At 68.7% G+C, this 17,157-nt stretch carries 16 protein-coding genes and 1 pseudogene; 9 read left to right on the plus strand and 8 right to left on the minus strand.

Annotated elements, in window-relative coordinates; all coding sequences use genetic code 11:
- The first annotated feature begins 75 nt into the window (after nucleotides 1–75).
- The 6 genes from ladS (at nucleotide 76) to LE197_RS34030 (ending at nucleotide 7,576) form a co-directional block, all read left to right on the plus strand.
- Entirely contained in the window at nucleotides 76–2,463 is a 2,388-nt protein-coding gene (ladS, locus tag LE197_RS34005; protein WP_073666592.1) for a hybrid sensor histidine kinase/response regulator LadS, read from the plus strand.
- A gap of 105 nt (nucleotides 2,464–2,568) precedes the next feature.
- A complete protein-coding gene (locus LE197_RS34010) occupies nucleotides 2,569–3,216 on the plus strand; it encodes a TetR/AcrR family transcriptional regulator (protein ID WP_226033801.1) in 648 nt (215 codons plus the stop codon).
- Nucleotides 3,213–4,862: an acyl-CoA dehydrogenase family protein gene (locus tag LE197_RS34015; protein ID WP_003119203.1), complete on the plus strand. Its 1,650-nt coding sequence runs from the start codon at nucleotides 3,213–3,215 to the stop codon at nucleotides 4,860–4,862. The genes LE197_RS34010 and LE197_RS34015 overlap by 4 nt, the downstream gene beginning before the upstream one ends.
- A gap of 11 nt (nucleotides 4,863–4,873) precedes the next feature.
- Nucleotides 4,874–5,305, plus strand: a complete 432-nt coding sequence (locus tag LE197_RS34020; RefSeq protein WP_003093139.1) for a PaaI family thioesterase — start codon at nucleotides 4,874–4,876, stop codon at nucleotides 5,303–5,305.
- A gap of 54 nt (nucleotides 5,306–5,359) precedes the next feature.
- Nucleotides 5,360–6,859 (plus strand): AMP nucleosidase, encoded by a 1,500-nt coding sequence (gene amn / locus LE197_RS34025; RefSeq protein ID WP_003119204.1) that lies wholly within the window; start codon nucleotides 5,360–5,362, stop codon nucleotides 6,857–6,859.
- Between the two features lie 150 nt (nucleotides 6,860–7,009).
- Complete coding sequence (locus LE197_RS34030) at nucleotides 7,010–7,576, plus strand: SEC-C metal-binding domain-containing protein (protein WP_003161869.1); 567 nt, start codon at nucleotides 7,010–7,012, stop codon at nucleotides 7,574–7,576.
- Here LE197_RS34030 and LE197_RS34035 read toward each other — a convergent pair.
- Nucleotides 7,534–8,619, minus strand: a complete 1,086-nt coding sequence (locus LE197_RS34035; RefSeq protein WP_023097235.1) for an MBL fold metallo-hydrolase — start codon at nucleotides 8,617–8,619, stop codon at nucleotides 7,534–7,536. The genes LE197_RS34030 and LE197_RS34035 overlap by 43 nt on opposite strands.
- A gap of 138 nt (nucleotides 8,620–8,757) precedes the next feature.
- Between LE197_RS34035 and LE197_RS34040 the strand changes: the two genes are divergently transcribed.
- Nucleotides 8,758–9,327 carry a pseudouridine synthase gene (locus tag LE197_RS34040; protein ID WP_003114324.1) on the plus strand — a complete coding sequence of 190 codons (570 nt, stop codon included), beginning with the start codon at nucleotides 8,758–8,760 and terminating at the stop codon, nucleotides 9,325–9,327.
- A gap of 33 nt (nucleotides 9,328–9,360) precedes the next feature.
- Here LE197_RS34040 and LE197_RS34045 read toward each other — a convergent pair whose 3' ends face one another.
- From LE197_RS34045 to LE197_RS34055, 3 genes are all read right to left on the minus strand, one after another.
- Complete coding sequence (locus tag LE197_RS34045; RefSeq protein ID WP_003093127.1) at nucleotides 9,361–9,753, minus strand: globin; 393 nt, start codon at nucleotides 9,751–9,753, stop codon at nucleotides 9,361–9,363.
- Between the two features lie 100 nt (nucleotides 9,754–9,853).
- Nucleotides 9,854–10,063, minus strand: coding sequence for a DUF2788 domain-containing protein (locus LE197_RS34050; RefSeq protein WP_003093125.1), 210 nt, complete (start codon nucleotides 10,061–10,063; stop codon nucleotides 9,854–9,856).
- A gap of 201 nt (nucleotides 10,064–10,264) precedes the next feature.
- Nucleotides 10,265–10,774 carry an Lrp/AsnC family transcriptional regulator gene (locus LE197_RS34055; RefSeq protein ID WP_073666591.1) on the minus strand — a complete coding sequence of 170 codons (510 nt, stop codon included), beginning with the start codon at nucleotides 10,772–10,774 and terminating at the stop codon, nucleotides 10,265–10,267.
- Nucleotides 10,775–11,221: 447 nt separating this feature from the next.
- On the opposite strand from LE197_RS34055, the gene LE197_RS34060 reads away from it, so the two are divergent.
- Nucleotides 11,222–11,905: a DUF6515 family protein gene (locus LE197_RS34060; protein ID WP_196752366.1), complete on the plus strand. Its 684-nt coding sequence runs from the start codon at nucleotides 11,222–11,224 to the stop codon at nucleotides 11,903–11,905.
- On the opposite strand, the gene fieF is transcribed toward LE197_RS34060, so the two are convergent.
- Nucleotides 11,898–12,794, minus strand: a complete 897-nt coding sequence (fieF, locus tag LE197_RS34065; RefSeq protein ID WP_003093118.1) for a CDF family cation-efflux transporter FieF — start codon at nucleotides 12,792–12,794, stop codon at nucleotides 11,898–11,900. The genes LE197_RS34060 and fieF overlap by 8 nt on opposite strands.
- Before the next feature lie 88 nt (nucleotides 12,795–12,882).
- The gene (locus tag LE197_RS34070; protein ID WP_003093116.1) at nucleotides 12,883–13,299 is read right to left on the minus strand and encodes a hypothetical protein; all 417 of its coding nucleotides are present in this window, start codon (nucleotides 13,297–13,299) and stop codon (nucleotides 12,883–12,885) included.
- 141 nt (nucleotides 13,300–13,440) lie between these two features.
- Between LE197_RS34070 and hrpB the strand changes: the two genes are divergently transcribed.
- Nucleotides 13,441–15,957: an ATP-dependent helicase HrpB gene (hrpB, locus tag LE197_RS34075; protein WP_023105043.1), complete on the plus strand. Its 2,517-nt coding sequence runs from the start codon at nucleotides 13,441–13,443 to the stop codon at nucleotides 15,955–15,957.
- A 10-nt stretch (nucleotides 15,958–15,967) separates the two neighbouring features.
- Here hrpB and LE197_RS34080 read toward each other — a convergent pair whose 3' ends face one another.
- Together LE197_RS34080 and LE197_RS34085 are read right to left on the minus strand one after the other, a co-directional pair.
- Nucleotides 15,968–16,375 carry a hypothetical protein gene (locus tag LE197_RS34080; protein ID WP_003093113.1) on the minus strand — a complete coding sequence of 136 codons (408 nt, stop codon included), beginning with the start codon at nucleotides 16,373–16,375 and terminating at the stop codon, nucleotides 15,968–15,970.
- Between the two features lie 23 nt (nucleotides 16,376–16,398).
- Nucleotides 16,399–17,131 (minus strand): annotated as a pseudogene (locus LE197_RS34085) (substrate-binding periplasmic protein).
- Nucleotides 17,132–17,157 lie beyond the last annotated feature (26 nt).

Raw genomic sequence — 17,157 nt, forward strand, 5'->3', positions numbered from 1 at the left:
ACAACGCTCGCCAAGGGCGGACCATGACGAGGGAGGTGGGGCTCCCGGTCCGTTCGAGGAGCACTGCGGGGCATCATGCGGCACTGGCTGATTCTCTTTCTTATTGCGTTGCCGTGCCTGGCGGGTGCGGTGAGCTTCAACGAGCAGGTCGAGCGCCTGCCGCTGGGGCAGTCCATCGACGTGTTCGAGGACGTGCGCGGTAGCGCCGATATCAACGACATCACCTCGCGGGCCATCGACAGCAGCTTCCGCCGCCATGACAAGGACGTGCTCAATGCCGGCTATTCGCGCTCGGTGTTCTGGTTGCGCCTGGACCTGGACTACCGGCCGGTCGCCTCCAGTGATCCGCGCACCTGGCTGCTGGAGCTGGCCTATCCGCCGCTGGACAAGCTCGACCTCTACCTGCCCGATGGCCAGGGCGGCTACCGCCTCGCCCAGCGCACCGGCGACACATTGCCGTTCGCCAGTCGGCCGATCCGGCAGAACAACTACCTGTTCGAACTCGGCCTCGAGCCGAACAAGCCGCAGCGTGTCTACCTGCGGCTGGAAAGCCAGGGGTCGATCCAGGCGCCGCTGACCCTGTGGTCGCCCAAGGCCTACCTGGAGGAGCAGCCCGAACGCATCTATGTGCTCGGCATCATCTATGGCGTGCTGCTGGTGATGCTGATCTACAACCTGTTCATCTTCCTCAGCGTCCGCGATACCAGCTATCTCTACTACATCCTCTATATCGCTTCGTTCGGGCTCTACCAGGTCTCGGTGAACGGCGCCGGCATCGAGTACTTCTGGCCCGACAGCCCCTGGTGGGCGAACGCCGCCACGCCATTCCTGATCGGTTCGGCGGCGCTGTTCGGCTGCCAGTTCGCGCGCAGCTTCCTGCATACCCGCGACCACAGCGTGTGGGTCGACCGCGGCCTGCTGGCGCTGATGGCGGTCGGCGCGCTGGTCATGCTGATGGCGCTGACCATGAGCTACGCCGTGGCCCTGCGCCTGGCCACCTACCTGGCGCTGGCCTTCACCGGCCTGATCTTCGCCGCCGGCATCCTCGCCTGGCTGCGCGGCATGCGCGTGGCGCGCTATTTCATCATCGCCTGGACCGCCTTCCTTCTCGGCGGCATCGTCAACACCCTGATGGTCCTCGGCTACCTGCCGAACATGTTCCTCACCATGTATGCCAGCCAGATCGGTTCGGCGCTGGAGGTGGGCTTGCTGTCGCTGGCACTGGCCGACCGGATCAACGCAATGAAGGAGGAGCGCGCGCGAATCCTCCAGGAGTCCAGCCGCAAGCTGGAAGCGCTGAACCAGGAACTGGCCAACAGCAACCGCCTGAAGGACGAGTTCCTCGCCACCGTCACCCACGAACTGCGCACCCCGATGAGCGGGGTGATCGGTTCGCTGGAGCTGATGCAGACGGTGCCGATGGACGTCGAACTCGCCGAGTACCAGCGCACCGCCGCCGGTTCGGCGCGGGACATGATGCGGATGGTCAACGACATCCTCGCCCTCATCGAACTGCAGGCCGGCAAGCTCTACCCGCGCCGCGAGCCGTTCAGCCTGCGCGGCCTGTTCGACAGCCTGCGCGCGCAGTACGCGCCGCGCGCCGAGGAGAAGGGCCTGCGCTTCGCCCTGCAACTGGACGACAGCCTGCCGGACACCCTCGAAGGTGATGCCGGCAAGCTGGCCCAGGCGCTGGGCTACCTGGTCGACAACGCGATCAAGTTCACCGCCAGGGGCAGCGTGACCCTGCGCGTCGCCGCCGGGCGTACCCATGACGGGGTGGCGCTGCGGGTGGAAGTGATCGACACCGGCATCGGTTTCGACATGGCCGCCGGCAGCGACCTCTACCAGCGTTTCGTCCAGGCCGACAGCTCGTTGACCCGTGGCTACGGAGGCCTCGGCATCGGCCTGGCGCTGTGCCGCAAGCTGGTGGAACTGCTTGGCGGCGAGCTGACCCACGAGTCCCGGCCGGGGCAGGGCAGCCGCTTCCTCCTGCGCCTGCAACTGACCCAGCCGGCCCAGGGCCTGGCGCCGCCGCCGCGGCGCGCCGGCGGGCAGGCGGTGCGGCGTCCCGAGGAGTGCACGGTGCTGGTGGTGGAGGACAACGCCATCAACCAGTTGGTGACTCGCGGCATGCTGCTCAAGCTCGGCTACCGGGTGCGCACCGCCGACAACGGCAGCGAGGCCCTGGAGTTGCTGGCGTGCGAGCGGCCGGACGGCGTACTGCTCGACTGCCAGATGCCGGTGATGGACGGCTTCGCCACCTGTCGGGCGATCCGCGCGCTGCCCGGCTGCGCGGAACTGCCGGTGCTGGCGTTGACCGCCCACAGCCACAGCGGCGATCGCGAGCGCTGCCTGGCGGCGGGCATGAGCGACTACATGGCCAAGCCGGTCAAGTTCGAAGAGTTGCAGACCCTGCTGCACGATTGGCTGCTGTGCCAGCCGATCGTCACCAAGTCCGCCTGAAGCCTTTCCGCGGCTGGCTGAAATGCCGGCCTGCGCGACCTGTATGTCTCTTTAGGCAAAGCCTGAAGCGTGATTCACTGGGAAAAAGTGAATCCGGATTCAGTCATGGTCTATCGTGTCACCGAACGCCGCCTGCAACGCGATTCCGCGCTGCGCGAGCGTATCCTCCAGCTAGGCCTGCGGCGTGTCGCGGAGGGCGGTTTCGCCGCGCTGACCATGCAGGCCCTGGCCGACGACGCGGGGATCGCCACCGGCAGCCTGTACCGCCACTTCCGGGGCAAGGGCGAGCTGGCGGCGGAAATCTTCCGCCGCGCCAGCCAGCGTGAGGTCGATGCCCTGGCCGTGGTCCTGCGCGGTCCCGGCGCGCCCGCCTGGCGCCTGGCCGAGGGCTTGCGGCGCTTTGCCGCGCGCGCCTGGAGCAGCCAGCGGCTGGCCTTCGCCCTGATCGCCGAGCCGGTGGATCCTGAAGTCGACGAGCAGCGCCTGCGCTATCGCGAGGCCTACGCCGCACTGTTCGTCGAACTGCTCGAGGAGGGCCGGCGCAGTGGCGCATTCCAGCTTTCCCTGGTGCCGCTTGCCGCGGCCTGCCTGGTCGGGGCCATCGCCGAGGCGCTGGTCGGCCCCTTGTCTCCCCCGGCGCGCGCCGCTCGCGACAGCGGCCAGTCGGAACCGAGTCTGGAGCCGGTGAGTACGGCTCTGGTGAACTTCTGCCTGCGCGCGGTGGGCGCGCCTGTCTGCGAGGAACCCTCATGAACCTGCACCAGTACGCCGAAACCCACGAAGTGACCAACCAGGTACCGTCGCTGGATGGTGCCAACCTCTACCGCCTCGACCTGCCTCTCCAGGAGTGGGTGCGTCGCTACCAGGGCGGCTGGGCCGAGGAGCGCCTGCAGCGCTACGGCGAGCTGGCCGGCGGCCCGCTGATGGCGGCCGGCTTCCTGGCCAACCAGCACAAGCCGGAGTTCCATAGCCACGACCGCTACGGCAACCGCGTCGACCTGGTGGAGTTCCACCCCGCCTACCACGAGCTGATGCGCGCCGCCATCGAACACGAACTGCCCTCGCTGCCCTGGACCGACCCGCGCCCCGGCGCCCAGGTGGCGCGGGCCGGGCTGTCCTACCTGCACAGCCAGGCGGAGGCCGGCACCGGTTGCCCGTTGACCATGACCTACGCCAGCGTGCCAGCGATTCGCCTGCAGGCGGACCTGGCCGAGAAATGGCTGCCGAAGATCCTCTCCCGCGAGTACGACCCGCGCAACGTGCCGATGGAGCAGAAGGCGGGCGTCACCATCGGCATGGCGATGACCGAGAAGCAGGGCGGCACCGACGTCCGGGCCAATACCACGCGGGCCTACCCGGTGGGGATTCCCGGGCCGGGGCAGGCCTACGAACTGGTCGGGCACAAGTGGTTCTGCTCGGCGCCGATGTGCGACGCCTTCCTCACCCTGGCCTACACCGACAAGGGCCTGACCTGCTTTCTGCTGCCGCGCCACCGGCCGGACGGCAGCCGCAACCAGTTCTACATCCAGCGCCTGAAGGACAAGCTGGGCAACTGGTCGAACGCCTCCAGCGAAATCGAGTATCGCGGCGCCCTGGCCTGGATGGTCGGCGAAGAGGGCCGTGGCGTGCCGACCATCATCGAGATGGTCGCCATGACCCGCTTCGACTGCATGATCGGCTCCAGCGCACTGATGCGTCAGGCGTTGACCCAGGCCGCCCACCACTGTGCCTACCGCAAGGTCGGCGGGCGGGTGCTGGCCGAGCAACCGCTGATGCAGAACGTGCTCGCCGACCTGGCCCTGGAAAGCGAGGCGGCGCTGGCCCTGACCCTGCGCATGGGGCATGCCCTGGACCGTGGCCACGACGAGCAGGAGGAGAAGTTCGCCCGCCTGGTCACCGCGGTGGGCAAGTACTGGATCTGCAAGCGTGCCCCGGCGATGATCAACGAAGCCTCCGAATGCATGGGCGGTGCCGGCTACGTCGAGGAAACCATCCTGCCGCGGCTGTACCGCGAGGCCCCGGTGAACTCGATCTGGGAAGGTTCCGGCAACGTGCAGTGCCTGGACGTGCTGCGTGCCCTGTCGAAGGAGCCGGGGGTGCTCGACGCGTTGTTCGCCGAACTGGGCGACGGCCATGGCGACGCCCGTCTCGCCGCGCACATCGGCAACCTCAAGGCGGCCTTCGCCGACACCGCCGACATCCAGTACCGCGCCCGCCAGCTCACCGAGGACGTGGCGATCGCCCTGCAGGCCAAGCTGTTGCTGGAAGCCGGCAACTCCGCGGTGTCCGACGCCTTCATCGGCAGTCGCCTGGGGGACGGCGGGCGGGTCTACGGCACCCTGCCGCGCGGCGTCGAGGTCGAGGCGCTGTTGGCTCGCGCCACCCCGCACCTGGCCTGAGGCGCGTCGCGATGCAGGCGCATCCGCGCTACCGGGAGCTGGTCGAGCAGGGCTTCGCCGCGGCCAGTTTCGTCGGCGACCTCGGCATCCGTCCGCTGGACTGCGGGCCGGGTTGGGTCGAAGCGGGGCTGGACATCCTGCCCCGCCACGCCCAGCAGAACGGCTTCATCCATGCCGGGGTCCAGGCGACCCTGGCCGACCATGCCGCCGGGGCCGCCGCCGCGACCCTGGTGGAGGAGGGGCAGACGGTGCTGACCCTGGAGTTCAAGCTCAACCTGTTGCGCCCGGCGCTTTGCCAGCGCCTGTTGTGTCGCGCCGAGGTGCTCAAGGCCGGGCGCCAGGTGACGGTGGTCGAGGCCGAGGTGTTCGCCGAGCGGGACGGTCGGCGGCACCTGTTCAGCAAGGCCACCGTGACCATGGCGGTGGTGGCGCTGGCCGAATGAGGTAACGGGAGAAAAGCGCTGTGTTTTCCTGTCGGTACAGGCAAGATGTTTTCCATGCGAACCGACAGGAAGCCCACCATGAGTATCGATTCCGACGACGGGTTCGTCGTCGCCCGCACGGCCGAGGAGGCCGTCGACCGTCTTGCCGAGCTGCACCGCCAGGCCACCGCGGCGCTGAGCCAGGCGCTCAAGCGCTACATCAAGGAGCGCATCGAGCCAAGCGAGGCCGAGCGGCAGAACTTCCACTACCCGCAACTGCGCATCGGCTACCGCTGCCAGGGCGAGGTGCCGTCCACCACCCGCGCCTACGCCAAGGTCCAGGTGCCGGGCGAATACAGCGTCACCGTCACCCACCCCGACGCCTTCCGCAAGTACCTGCTGGAACAGTTGCGTCCGCTGATGGACGATTTCACCGTGCAGGTGCAGGTCGGCCCGAGCCAACAGGACATCCCCTATCCCTACGTGGTCGAGCAGGGCGACGAGCTGGCCGGCTCCGGGGTGACCGCCGCCGAGCTGGCGCGGGTGTTCCCCAGCACCGACCTGTCCGCCGCTTCCGACGACATCGCCGACGGCCTCTACGAATGGGAACGCGCCGACCAGTTGCCGCTGGCGCTGTTCGACGCCGCGCGGGTGGACTTCTCCCTGCGCCGCCTGGTGCACTACACCGGCAGCGACTGGCGCCACGTGCAGCCGTGGATCCTGCTGACCAACTACCACCGCTACGTCGACCAGTTCATCCGCCTCGGCCTGACCCGCCTGCGCGAGGACCCGCGCTTCGTGCGCATGGTCCTGCCGGGCAACGTGATCATCGAACGCGGGATGGACGAAGGCGAGGCCAACGCCATCGTCGCCGGGGTGGTCTGGCACCGCTACCAGATGCCGGCCTACCACCTGATCGCCGCCGATGGCGACGGCATCACCCTGGTCAACATCGGGGTCGGCCCGTCCAACGCGAAGAACATCACTGACCACCTGGCGGTGTTGCGTCCGCATTGCTGGCTGATGATCGGCCACTGCGGCGGCCTGCGGCAGTCGCAGACCATCGGCGACTACGTACTGGCGCACGCCTACATGCGCCGCGACGGCATCCTCGACCGCGCGCTGCCGCCGCACATCCCGATCCCGGCGCTGGCCGAAGTCCAGGTCGCCTTGCAGGAAGCCGCCGCCGAAGTCACCGGCGAGCGCGGCGAGTCGCTCAAGCGACGCTTGCGCACCGGCACCGTGCTCACCTACGACGACCGCAACTGGGAGCTGCGCTGGGCCCAGGAGCGGCCACTGATCAACCTGGCGCGGGCCATCGCGGTGGACATGGAGAGCGGCACCATCGCCGCCCAGGGCTACCGCCTGCGGGTGCCCTACGGCACGTTGCTGTGCGTCTCGGACAAGCCGCTGCACAGCGAGATCAAGCTGCCCGGCTCGGCCAACGCCTTCTACGAGCGCGCGGTGAACCAGCACCTGCGGATCGGCATCGCCGCCCTCGACCTGTTGCGCAGCCAGCTCAACTCGCTGCACTCGCGCAAGCTGCGAAGTTTCGACGAGCCGCCGTTCCGTTGATCGGACGCGCCGCGGTTTCCGTGCGGAAACCTCGGCGCGCTTCTACGCCTCGCGGCGCCGAGGCCCTACAATGATGGCCCTTCGCCCTGCGTGGAACCGCGGCGCCTTCTGCCGGTCGGAACGACCACGCCTGCCATCGATGTGAGCCCCATGCCGTTCAGCGCCCCCACTCATCTCAGCAACCCGCTCCGTCGCTTCGCCCGCCGCCTGGTGCCCGATGCCGCGCCGGAAGTGGCAGCGCCGTTGCCGATGCCGGAAAGCCTGGCCGGCGAACCGTGGTTCTCGGTCGGGCGGGCGGTCGAGGCCCTCGGCGGCGAGCGGGTCGATGGCTGGATCCTGGAAGAATGGCGTGGCTTGGCCCTGCGCGCGCGTTTCAGCGCTTGCTGGCGCGATCCGCGCGGCAACCTGTGGAATGTCCTGCCGCAGGCGGGCGCCATCGCTTTCCTGGCCGACCCGCAGCGGCGCTACGAAGGCGTGCCGCTGGCCGACCAGTACCAGGCGCTCAGCCGCGATGTCCTGCTGGAAGACTACCTCGGCCTGCGGCGCCAACTGGCCCGCGCCGGCCTGGACGACGAGGCCCGCGAGCGCCTGGCCGGGATGGCCGCGCGCCTGGAAAGCTGGCTGGCCCTGGGCGGCCGTGGCGACCAGGCTTGTCCGTGCGGCAGCGGCAAGCGCTACCGCAACTGCTGCTCCCGCCTGGTGGCCCCGGCCTCCTGAGCGACGTTGCGCGGTGCGACGCGCCACTGCTCGCCGGGTTTCGGCGTGCCGAAGGTCGCCGGGTCCACGCCTTGGCTGCGCAGCGCCGCCTGGAGCGCCTTGGGCGGGTCGTCCTGCTGTTCGTCGGTGAGATTGAAGGTACCGAAGTGGATGGCCATGCTGGTCTGCGCCTGCAGCGTGCGATGGGCCTGCACCGCGTCGTCGGGATTCATGTGGTGGTCGCGCATGAACCAGCGCGGCTCGTAGGCGCCGATCGGCAGGGCGGCGAAACGCATCGCCCCGAAGCGCTGGTGGATCAGCCCGAACTCCGGGCCGAGCCCGGTATCGCCGGGAAACAGCAGCGGGCCGTCCGGCGAGTCGATGACGAAGCCGAGCCAGAGCGTGCGGTTGGTGTCGCTGCGGGTGCGCGACGACCAGTGCTGCACCGGTACGCCATGCAGCGTCAGGCCAGCGCCCAGCGGCACGGCCTGCCACCAGTCGATCTCCACGACGTCGGCGAAACCTGTCTGGCGGATCAGCCCGGCGTTGCCCAGGCCGCTGACCACCTTGGCCGTCGGCCAGCGCCGGTGGAGCTGGCGCAGGGTTTCCAGGTCGAGGTGGTCGTAGTGGTTGTGGCTCACAAGCACCAGGTCGATCGGTGGCAACTGGTCGAGCGTCAACCCGGGCGGATGGTGGCGCTTCGGGCCGATGAAGGCGAGCGGGCTGACCCGTTGCGACCAGACCGGGTCGGTGAGGATGTTCAGGCCGCGGTGCTGGATCAGCAGGGTGGCGTGGTTGATGTAGGTGACCCGCAGTTCTTCGCCGCGGGCGCGCTCGTTCACCCTTGGCGGCGTTGCCGTCGGCGGCAGGGCGACCCACGGGCGTTGCGGCGGGCGGTTCCACTGCCACTTGAGCAGGTCGCGCAGGCTCTTGTGCGCGGTCGGCTGGATATTGCGGAAACGTTCGCCGTCGAAATGGTCCGAAGGCGGACCCTGATAGGCGCTGCCAGCGCAGCCGGCCAGGGTCAGCAGGCTGATCAGCCAGGTGGGACGCAGGGAGGGCATGAGGGGATGCTCTTGCGGTCAGGCTCTCGGACAACCTAGCATGCCGCCCGGTACCCCGATCAAGCCAACTCGTTTCCAGTCATGTCCCGTCCCCCGCGTCCTTCCCCGCGTCATCCCGTCCGCCCTGCGCCACGCCGGGTGGCCAAGGCGCCGCCGAGCGAGCCGAAGCTGCTGCTGTTCAACAAGCCGTTCGACGTACTGACCCAGTTCAACGACGAGCAAGGGCGTTCGACCCTCAAGGACTTCATCCCGGTGCCGGGCGTGTATCCGGCCGGGCGCCTGGACCGCGACAGCGAGGGCCTGTTGCTGCTGACCAACGACGGTCGCCTGCAGGCGCGCATCGCCGACCCCCGGCACAAGCTGCCGAAGACCTACTGGGTGCAGGTCGAAGGTACGCCGGACGAGGAGCAATTGCGGCGCCTGCGCGAGGGCGTGACGCTCAACGACGGCCCGACGCTGCCCGCCGAGGCGCGTCTGCTGGATGAGCCGACGTTGTGGGAGCGGGTGCCGCCGGTGCGTTTTCGCAAGTCGGTGCCGACCCACTGGCTGGAACTGGTGATCCGCGAGGGGCGCAATCGCCAGGTGCGGCGGATGACGGCGGCGGTGGGCTTGCCGACGCTGCGGCTGGTGCGGGTGCGGATCGGCCCCTGGAGCCTGGATGGCCTGGGCCTCGGGGAATGGCGGGAAGTGCCGGCGCGGCTGGACTGACGAGAGGGGCGTCGTCCAGCGGGCGCGGAACGATCAGTAGTACGACTTGATCACGGCGATGCCACGACCCATCACGTCGCGCCAGGCGTCGCGGGTCTCGGCGTCGCAGTCGCGGTCGTGCTCGGCGACCGCCATCAGCAGGGCGTCCAGCCACAGGTCGTAGAGTTCCGGGCGGATATCCAGCGCGGCGCGCGAATGGCTGGCGCCGAGGGCGCGCAGCTTGCTGTCGGACATGCCGCGGGCGTACATCACCAGGTTCATGATCCCGGCACGCAGCAGGTGTTTCTGCGCAGTCATGTCGGTGGTGGCGAACTTGGCGCGAATCTGCGGGGAACTGGCAAGGAAATGCCGGTAGAAATCATCGAAGAATCCGGTGCTGGCACAGCAGCGTCCATAACTCTGCATGACGCGGTCGGCGGCGTTCATGGCGACTCCCTTGTTCTAGGCAATGGCAAGGCGAGCCGGCCCCGTTGGCCGGGGCCGGCGGATGATTACGAGTGGTTGGATGACGCGCGTGGCGCCGGGGTTACATGCCCGCGCCTTCGAGGCTGCCGATGACCAGGCCCTTGATGATGAAGCCCAGTACGCCCAGGCCGAGGGCGAAGAACAGGATCAGGGTTCCGAACTTGCCGGCTTTCGACTTCTTCGCCAGGTCCCACACGATGAAAGCCATGAACAGGATAAGCACGGTCACCAGACCGGTCATCATCCACTCTTCGAACAGTTCGGGATCCATTGGCAACCTCCGGATTTTCAAGCAAACGAAGTCCGGCTCGCGGTCGGACGGAGCGTGCCATGGGGGGCGGGCAAGGCGTTTATCGTTCTACGAGCAGGCTGCTCTTTATATGCGGGGGCCACGCGGGCATGACAACTGAAACAGGCTGCCGATTATACGGCATGCCGCCTGTTCCGTGTCATGTCCCAGGTCTCGCTACGATCAATCGCGCAGGTGCTCCAGCGGCAGTTCGGTACTCGCCAGCACCTGGTTGAGGACGAAGCTGGAGCGCACGCTGGAGACCCCCTCGATGCGCGTCAGGGTACCCAGCAGGAGTTTCTGGTAATGGTCCATGTCCGGCACCACGATCTTCAACTGGTAGTCCGCGTCCATCCCGGTGACCAGGCTGCACTCCAGCACTTCCGGGCATTTGCCGATGACTTCCTGAAAATGTTCGAAGCGTTCCGGGGTGTGTCGGTCCATGCCTATGAGGACGAAGGCGGTGAGGCTCAGGCCGAGCTTCTTGCGGTCCAGCAAGGCTACCTGGCGGACGATGTAGCCGTCGTCCTCGAGCTGCTTGACCCGTCGCGAACAGGGCGATGGCGACAGGCCTATCCGTTCTGCCAGTTCCTGGTTGGAGATGCGTGCGTCGCGCTGGAGTTCTTCGAGGATACGCAGGTCGTAGCGGTCGAGTTTGTTCATGGCGAGGATTTCTTTCAGGTTGATTGCCATCGGCAAGGTGAATTTGAGTGATTTATTGCGCAATCAAGGTTCTGGTGAGCAATATTAGCAATCATTGGTCGCGCCTGGCGACGTATTCTTTTACCCAGATTCACGGCCCGGACATCTCGTCCATCACGGCTCGCCCAATCAGGCCAGCCGTGGCCGCCGACCCTACAGGGTTGCGCCGGCCTCCGGGTTGCACACCGCCCAGAAGGTGGAGTGAGGTGAGCCGTCGCCAACAGCGCCGAGCCAGGACAGTTACCCCAGAAGGGAGGTCGACGGGCCTCCCTTTTTCTTTGCCCGCGATCCGGCCCGTGCCGCGCTTTTACCCATTCTTTACCCGGCGTTTACCCACCCTTGGCGGAAAACGGCGGAAAGTCGTTCCCGGGATCATTCGAACGTGGCCGGGCGACCAGGCCCGGGGCGAGGCAGACGATGAACGGTGGATGGTGGCGAATGCTCGGGGTGGGCGCTCTCTCGCTGAGCCTGTGCGTCCAGGCGCAGGCCGACGACGGCCGAGGGGGACGCGGTGGAGCCGGCGGCGAGCGCGGTGTTGCCCACGGACAACCGGGACCTGGCCGCGGCGAAGCGCATGGCGGCAGTTGGGGACCGCATCCCGACTGGCGTCCGGGCCGGGTGGTGGAGGCCTTGCCGCGCGGACACCTGCGGGTGCCCTATCGCGGCGGCGAGTATTTCTTCGACGACGGCTACTGGTACCGACCCGACGGCCCGCGCTATGTGCTGGTCGTGCCGCCCCGCGGGGTGCGCGTCCGCAGCCTGCCGCCCTATGCGGAGCAGGTCTGGCTGGGCAGCGTGCTGTACTTCCTTGCCGCCGGCACTTACTACCTGTGGCATGCCGACACCCGCGAGTACGAAGTGGTCAGCCCGCCGCCGCGGGCAGCGGGACCCGTTTATCCGGTCAGCGGGCCGGCCGCCAGCTACGACGTGGTGGCCTACCCCGCGCGCGGCCAGGGGCCCGACCAGCAGGGCCGCGACCGCTACGAGTGCCACCGCTGGGCGGTGGGCGAGAGCGGCTTCGACCCGGCGGGGGCGACCTACGCGCCGGCCGCCGAGGCCGCCAACGGCTACCGCCGGGCCATGGCCGCCTGCCTGAGCGGGCGCGGCTACAGCGTCAACTGACGGTTTCCTTGCCGACCACTTCCTGCGGGTCGGCATGGATCAGCACCTCGGCCTTCGGGTATTCGCGCTTGATCGCCAGCACTGCGCGGTCGGTCAGGGCGTGGGCCACCGACAGGCTCAGCTCGCCGGGCAGCTCGAGGTGCAACTGGACGAACCAGTGGTTGCCGGAGATCCGCGTGCGCACGTCGTGCGCGCCGAGCACTCCCGGCACGCTGCAGGCGAGTTCGCGCATGCGCTCGCTGATGTCGGTAGGCAGTTCCCGGTCCATCAGGATCGACACCGACTCGCGAGCGATCTGCAGGGCGCTCCAGAGGATGTACAGGGCGATGCCCAGGCCGAACAGGCCGTCGCTCTGTGGCCAGCCGTAGCGGGCCAGGAGCAGTGCCACGAGGATGCTGGCGTTGAGCAGCAGGTCCGAGCGGTAGTGCAGCGAGTCGGCGCGTATCGCGGTGGAACCGGTGCGGCGGATGACGTGGGTCTGGAAGGCTAGGAGAAGGGCCGTGAGCAGCAGCGACAGCAGCATCACCGCGATGCCCCAGGTGGCCGCGCCGAGGGGCTGCGGGTCGCGCAATTGCTCGACCGCCTGGATAGCCACCAGCACCGCGCTGGCACCGATGAACATCGCCTGGGCCAGGCCGGCCAGGGCCTCGGCCTTGCCGTGGCCGTAGCGGTGGTCGTCGTCGGCCGGGCGTAGCGAATAGTGCACCGCCAGCAGGTTGAGCAGCGAGGCGGCACTGTCCAGCAGGGAGTCGGTGAGGCCGGCGAGCAGGCTCACCGAACCGCTCAGCCACCAGGCAATGGCCTTGCCGATGACCAGGGTGACGGCGACACCGAGCGAGGCCAGGGTGGCCAGGCGCAGCAGGCGGGCGTGGGGGGAATCGGGACTCATGGGGCGCTTCTGTCAGGAGGGACGGCGCCACTGTAAACCAACCGGGCGGCGACCGGGCACTGACGCACGGTCGCGCTCGGAGGGCGGATCAGGCGGCCGGCTTCAGGCCATAGGCCGCCAGTTGCTCGACGCTGCCGCTGTGGCGGATCAGGCGCGGGTCGTCGAGCGGCAGTTCACGGCCGATCTCGCGTTCGAGGATGGCCTTGAGCTTGCGGTTGTCGACCTTGCCGTCCGCGCCGACGGCATCCTTGAGCACTTCCGGGGCGACCGAGTACTTGGCGTCGGGCAGGTAGATGGCGCCGGTGGCGAAGTCGACGCCGAAGGCGATCAGGCCGGGGATGATATAGAACAGCAGGCCGATGGCGTCGAAGGCGACGATGGCCGGATCGATGCGACCGTCGATCTGGCCGCGTCGCTCGGGGTAGAACAGCGTACCGCAGGCCGACAACTGGCTCAGCAGGGCTGCACTGAGAACGGCACAGGAAACGCGGGTGGCAAGGCGCATTTATGACCTCCGGGTGAACATGACGGCGAACTATAGCAATCGACCAGCGTTCGGCAATCTTCTGCCGCGACGATGACGATAAGACCGTCGAAAGCGCCTGCCGGTTCGCCGGTATACTTCGTCGGTCAGTCCGGAGCCAGCATGATTTCCCTACCCATCGACGCCGTTGTTCCCGCCCTGCGCCAGGCCCTTGGCGCACAACACCAGGCCGTCCTGGAAGCCCCGCCGGGTGCCGGCAAGACCACCCGGGTGCCGCTGGCCCTGCTCGACGAGCCCTGGCTCGCCGGCCAACGCATCCTCATGCTTGAACCGCGACGCCTGGCGGCGCGGGCCGCGGCCGAGCGGCTGGCCGCCGAGCTGGGCGAAAAGGTCGGCGAGACCGTCGGCTACCGGATCCGCCTGGAGAGCAGGGTCGGCCCGAAGACCCGCATCGAAGTGGTCACCGAGGGTATCCTTGCCCGTCGCCTGCAAGACGACCCGGCGCTGGACGGTGTCGGCCTGGTGATCTTCGACGAATTCCACGAGCGCAGCCTGGATGCCGACCTGGCCCTGGCGCTGACTCTCAATGGCCGCGAACTGTTGCGCGACGAGCCGCCGCTGAAAGTGCTGGTGATGTCGGCGACCCTGGAGGGCGAGCGTCTTGCGGCGCTGCTCGGCGAAGCGCCGGTGGTGCGCAGCGAGGGCCGCATGTTCCCGGTGGATATCCGCTGGGGACGGGCGGCGCAACCCGGCGAGTTCATCGAGCCGCGGGTGCAGCAGGCGGTGCTCCAGGCGCTGGCGGAGGAAAGCGGCAGCGTGCTGGTCTTTCTTCCCGGCCAGGCCGAGATCCGCCGCGTTCACGAAGGCTTGCGCGAGGCCCTTGGCGGTCGCCCCGAGGTGCTGCTCTGCCCGCTGCATGGCGAGCTCGACCTCGCCGCCCAGCGCGCCGCCATCGAGCCGGCGTCGCGGGGCACGCGCAAGGTGGTGCTGGCGACCAACATCGCCGAGACCAGCCTGACCATCGACGGCGTACGGGTGGTGATCGACGCCGGCCTGGCGCGGGTGCCGCGCTTCGATCCGGGTAGCGGCATGACCCGCCTGGAGACCCAGCGCATCTCCCGCGCCTCCGCTACCCAGCGTGCCGGCCGCGCAGGGCGCCTGGAGCCGGGCGTATGCTACCGCTTGTGGTCGGAGAGCCAGCATGAGCAGTTGCCTGCCTACGGCACGGCGGAAATCCTCCAGGCCGATCTGGCCGGGCTGGCCCTGCAACTGGCGCGCTGGGGCGTGGCGCCGGAGGAGCTGGCCTGGCTCGACGCGCCGCCCGCGGCGGCCTACGCCCAGGCCCGCGAGCTGCTCGGGCGGCTGGGGGCGCTGTACGCCAGCGGCGCGTTGAGTGCCCATGGCCAGGCGATGGCCGAATTGCCGACCCATCCGCGCATTGCCCACCTGCTGCTGCGCGGCCAGGCCCTCGGCCTTGGCGAACTGGCTTGCGACGTAGCGGCGCTGCTCGGCGAACGTGACATACAGCGTGGCGGCGGCGCCGACCTGCACAGCCGTCTCGCCCTGCTCGCCGGCGAGGCCCGCACTGGCGCCTCGCGCGGCGCGGTACAGCGCGCCCGGCAACTGGCCCGGCAGTTCCGCGGTTACCTGCGCGGCGCCGCCAGCGAGGCGGTCGTCGATCCCGGTCATCCGCGTTGGCTGGGTTGCCTGCTGGCCTTCGCCTATCCCGACCGCATCGCTCGCCAGCGCCGCGCCGGTGGCGGCGACTACCGGCTGGCCAATGGACGCGCTGCGCAGTTCGGCGAACCGGACAGCCTGATGAAACAGCCCTGGCTGGTGATCGCCGATCTGGGCAGCCGCCAGGGCCAGCGCGAAGAGCGGATCTACCTGGCCGCCGAACTCGATCCGAGGTTGTTCGATACGGTCCTGGCGGAGCAGGTCAGCCAGCGCGACGAGCTGCAGTGGGACGAGCGCGAAGGCGTGCTGCGCGCCGAGCGCCAGCGCCGGGTCGGCGAACTGGTGCTGTCCAGCGAGGCGCTACCCGGCCTCGACGAAGCGGCGCGCAGCCAGGCGCTGCTCGGCCTGGTCCGGCGCAAGGGCCTGGAGTTGTTGCCCTGGACCCCGGAACTGCGCCAGTGGCAGGCGCGCATCGGCTTGCTGCGCCGGCTGGACCTGGAAGACAAGGGCGAGAGCGAGTGGCCGGACGTCAGCGACGCCGCGTTGCTGGAACGGTTGGAGGAATGGTTGCCGGCCTATCTCGGCAAGGTCACCCGCCTGGCTCACTTCGCCAACCTCGACCTGGCTTCGATCCTCGCCGGGCTGTTGCCCTGGCCATTACCGCAGCGTCTCGACGAGTGGGCGCCGAAAACCCTGGAAGTCCCCTCCGGCTCGCGCATCCGCCTGGACTACAGCGAAACCCCGCCGATCCTCGCGGTGCGCCTGCAGGAACTGTTCGGCCTCGGCGACACTCCGCGCATCGCCCAAGGCCGCCTGGCAGTGAAGCTGCACCTGCTGTCACCCGCGCATCGCCCGGTGCAGGTGACCCAGGACCTGGCGAACTTCTGGCGCAGCACCTATGCGGAAGTCAAGAAGGACCTGAAGGGACGCTATCCGAAGCATTATTGGCCGGACGACCCGCTGGTGGCCGAGGCCACTGCCCGGGCCAAGCCACGTAAGTAGTCGACGGCGCTCAGAGCACCCGGGTCAGGTCGTCGTCGAGGAAGTGCCGGAAACTCAGGCGCTGGCCGTCGGCGAAGTCGAAGTGGCTGTCCAGGGTCGGGCCGTTGAGGACGAACTCCAGGGCCAGCAGGCGCACACCGACCAGGCCGCGCTGCCGGCCGAGGTCGTGCAGGCGGTACTCGCCCGGGCCTTCGTCGTTCTCGCAGGGCCGCGGCGCTTCGCCGCTGCGCCAGAACACCGTCTCGCCCTCGAAGTAGAGGCGATACCAGCGTTGCTCGAACTGCAGGTAGACCACGTTCACCGGATCGGCTGGACGGCCTTCCCACCACCATTCCTGGATCAGCAGCGACTGGCAGACCTGTCCGCGCAGGGCGGGCTGTTCGCCGTTGATCGTGCAGCAGGGGATGGCGGTATGCATCGGGCTCCTCCTCCGGGGTCGGTTCACAGCAGGGACAGGTCGGCGCCGTCGCTCCGCAACTGGTCGTAGGCCTGGTCCAGGCGGTCGCGCAGCGCTTCGGCGCCGGGAATGTGGCGCGAGACGATCATCCGCAGCGGCAGGCGGTACAGTTCCTGGCTTGCCAACGCCTGGCGGCTGGCCGCTTCCACCGGCGCCTGGTAGTCGAGCAGGTAGTCGCCGCGCCCGAGTTCGAGCATGCGCAAGGCGGCGTGGTGGGTGCCGGTGCGGTACAGGCGCAGGTGCAGGTTGGGGTCCTGGATGAAGTCGGTGACCGGTTTCCAGTAGCTGTAGCCGCTGATCAGGATCAGCCGGCGTCCGGCCAGGTCCTGGGGAACCCGCGGTGCCGGCTGGTGCGCCGGGTAGTACAGGTTCAGGCTGACGTGGCCGAGCACGCGCCGCGCCTGGAGGGTGTCGGCGGCCAGCTCCGGCTTGGCCGCGCCGGCCCACAGCGCCACGCTGCCATCCTGCAGCCCCAGGTACAGGCGCGCGCTGGGCAGGGCGCGGAACGCCGGACGATAGCCGGCCCGCTCCAGCAGCAGGCGGACCAGGCGGGCGCCGGAACCGGCGGCGTGGCCATCCCGGGCGGTATAGATGTAGGGGGAATTCGTAGTAGCCGACGTTCAACGACGGCCTTGCGTCCTGCGCATGGAGCTGCGGGGCGGCCAGCAGGGCGAACGCCAGCAGCGCGAGCAGGGGCGTTGTGGTGCGTAGGGGCATGGTGTGCGGCCTTGCCGTTTTTTGTT

The sequence above is a fragment of the Pseudomonas sp. PS1(2021) genome, from assembly GCF_020405165.1.
Classification (GTDB): domain Bacteria; phylum Pseudomonadota; class Gammaproteobacteria; order Pseudomonadales; family Pseudomonadaceae; genus Pseudomonas; species Pseudomonas aeruginosa.